Origin of the sequence: Roseofilum sp. Guam (assembly GCF_017746735.1) — a bacterium.
In the GTDB taxonomy this organism is placed as follows: Bacteria; Cyanobacteriota; Cyanobacteriia; order Cyanobacteriales; family Desertifilaceae; genus Roseofilum; species Roseofilum reptotaenium.
In genome coordinates, this window is the sequence record NZ_JAGHZN010000126.1 from 1 (window position 1) to 2838 (window position 2838).

At 46.1% G+C, this 2838-nt stretch carries 4 protein-coding genes; 2 read left to right on the forward strand and 2 right to left on the reverse strand.

Annotated features, from left to right (window positions below):
* Nucleotides 1-617, forward strand: a 617-nt coding sequence (locus J7529_RS24555; RefSeq protein ID WP_318731172.1) for a hypothetical protein, incomplete at its 5' end; no start/stop codon positions are given.
* A 127-nt stretch (nt 618-744) separates the two neighbouring features.
* Entirely contained in the window at nt 745-1338 is a 594-nt protein-coding gene (locus J7529_RS24560; RefSeq protein WP_318731173.1) for a tyrosine-type recombinase/integrase, read from the forward strand.
* 66 nt (nt 1339-1404) lie between these two features.
* Here J7529_RS24560 and J7529_RS24565 read toward each other — a convergent pair whose 3' ends face one another.
* Complete coding sequence (locus J7529_RS24565) at nt 1405-1686, reverse strand: hypothetical protein (RefSeq protein WP_318731175.1); 282 nt, start codon at nt 1684-1686, stop codon at nt 1405-1407.
* 691 nt (nt 1687-2377) lie between these two features.
* Nucleotides 2378-2593, reverse strand: a complete 216-nt coding sequence (locus J7529_RS24570) for a hypothetical protein (RefSeq protein ID WP_318731176.1) — start codon at nt 2591-2593, stop codon at nt 2378-2380.
* Between the last annotated feature and the right edge of the window lie 245 nt (nt 2594-2838).

The following is a 2838-nucleotide window of genomic DNA, read 5'->3' on the forward strand; positions in this document are numbered from 1 at the left end:
TTACAGTGACACTAATCATGCATACACAAGATATCGGCTTACATCCTCAATCAGCACGAAAGGAAAGCGCTAATCGGACTCGAACAACCTTGACCCTTTCCGATCAGACTAAGACGCTGCTCCAGAAGATTGGTAACGGTTCCATGTCTGACGGCGTTTACCTTTCGGTGGCAATCGTAGCCAAACTACTACGGCAAAAAGTTATTTCGGTTGACTTTGATAGAGAGGGAATTATCTACCGGCTCAAGGGTGACGAGATAGTTTGCAGTCCGCGATCGGGGCGTGATGAGGCGAAACAATTGCACCGGGCTGAGGTAGAGAAGCTCATCCCGACTCCCAAGCCAGAGCGTAACCCCTACGCTGGTCGGGTAATGGACAAAGAACAGTTGATGGCAACTGGTCACTTTACCGATGCTCAAGTGAGGGCAATCTTACCCGGTCATACCGTGGCAGACCGTCATGGGTACTGGTGGAGGCGGTGCGACACTCCAGGAAAAACGGGAGTTTACCGTAGGGGATTAATCAACGCTAGAGGAAGCCTGAAGGCAAACTACATCGGACTGGAGAGCGAAGATGATGATTGGGAAAAATACAGTCATGGGATAAGAGAGGTCTAGGGAATTTGCTAGAGTAGAGGGACAAAAAAAGAGCCACTTTATTTCACAGAAGGTTCTATACCGCATTCTGTTAATAGAATGCGGACAACTATCATAGAGGAGAAACGATAGTAAAGGGCTGTAGCCTGTGGAAAACACACTCGGTTCTGACGTAATGCGGAAAACTGGAAAGATGGATAAGTCCGATCGCCGGTTCTTAACGGCGGCGGAAGTAGATCGGCTGATGGTAGCGGCTGGGCAATCCAAGCGAAACGGAACCCGAAACCGGTTGATGATTCTGCTGGCGTTCCGGCATGGTCTGAGGCGATCGGAGTTGGTTGGGTTGAGATGGGAGGCTGTAGATTTCCCCAACGCTCTCCTGACGGTTACCCGATTAAAAGGGGGAATAGACAGCCGTCACCCGATCCAAGCTGATGAGATGAGATTAATTCGGAGGTGGAAACGGGAGCAAGGGGGTAATTGTTCCTGGTTGTTCCACACTCCCCAAGGTTCTCCCATGTTGCCAGACAGCTTTAGGAAAATCCTCAGAAAAATAGGAAAGGATGCCGGGTTTGATTTTCCCGTGCATCCTCATATGCTAAGACATGGGTGTGGTTACGCGCTGGTAGAGCAGAATCAGAATCTAAGGTCAATTCAGCATTATCTAGGGCATAAGGCAATCAAGAATACCCTGATATATACAGAGCTAAATCCTAGAGCCTTCAAAGATTTCTGGAAGTAAAGCTTAAGTCATTCCTTCCTCATTCCCGGTACATCGTAAAAAGTTTTATCCAGTAACACAACAGTTTTAGCTGAATCCATCTTCTCCTTCCCTCTCGTATTGACGTATATCCTGAATTTTACAAGCACCCTGATACCTCCCCAATCCATAAGGAACAGAGCCAGGATTAGCTATCTCTTTTTCCATCCCCTCGAAAATAGCAGCGACAGCCTCCCCAAAAGCTTGCCCATCAAAAGTTCCGTCTTCGTTTAGATAGTGACAATAATGAAGCGAGATTTCATCTTCCCTTAAAGAAGGAAGATGAAACTCTAGAGTGATGTACCGCAGGGATGGTGCTTCTGTAACCATAAGCTCAAACTCCTTTAGGCTCTTGTAACTCTAAATATTCGAGATAATAATCTAAAAGCTTCCTACCAGTAGCGGTCTTGCATCTACCGTCACTTTGCCAGACCCAATTAAGTGCAGGAAAAAATATTTCCTTTTTCAGGGGCACGTAAACCTTGTCAACCCCAGCCATTCACTCCTCCTTTTTTGTTACTATCCGTTGGGCTAATCTTCTCAGCAAAAATCTTTGCATGACAGGATGGTATATAGCATAAGTCTTGAGGTTCTCAAGCTCTTCAAATTGGTCGTAATACGATAAAATTTCTTTTAGTCTTTCACTAAATTCCTTTGAGCTACACCCTGGATTTTCTCTCTCAATCTCCTCTAACAAGTTGGCGCAAAATATTGTGTAGTTGGAGAGTGTCATCTCCCCTTGATTTAGCAACTGCTCAGGCGTTGGTAGAACTATCATAGGTATACGTTAGCAGTTCCCCCTCCAGTCTTTAGCCCACATAAAATCAACCTCAGCCCCAATTGCGCATTCTTTGTCTTCTTCCCTATCTCCAACCATTCCGGAAATAGCTTTAGGGCTTGACGTTGTTCAGCGATACACGCCTCAGAGGCTAGGAAGGACTCTCTAATTTGCTTCATTAGCTGCAATCCTCCTACGACACGATTGAAATCAAAGCTCCGTAGTCGGTTGAGAATATCCCATTTAAACGGGCGTTCCCACGGCTGCTGCGGCGGCATTAGCCTCTTTCTGGATGGTCATTAGCCGGGTAACTAAAGTATTTTCCTCAGCGCAGCACTTAAATATGCTGTTGGTTCTGTTGGCGTTGGAGTAGGGGTAGGGGTTGGTGTGGGAGATGGAGAGCCACCAACTAAATTGGAGTCGTAAGTTCCATAGAGGAAAACTTCCTTTAAATGCCATTCATTTTGCCCGCATTGAATGAGGATAAATCGCTTGGTTTGGTTAATGGCAATCTCTCCGTTCAGAAAATCAGAAAAGCCGGTGGAAGTAAAGGTAATCCCATCATCTGAAGTTTGTATTGTTCCCTTGGCCCGATGGGGGATATCTCCAAAGGAATGAGTACCGTTTAAGTTCCTCTACCAGGTTCCCATACCTTTTGGGACTTCCACTGCTGTTGGGCTAAGAAATGTCATCGTAAAACACCG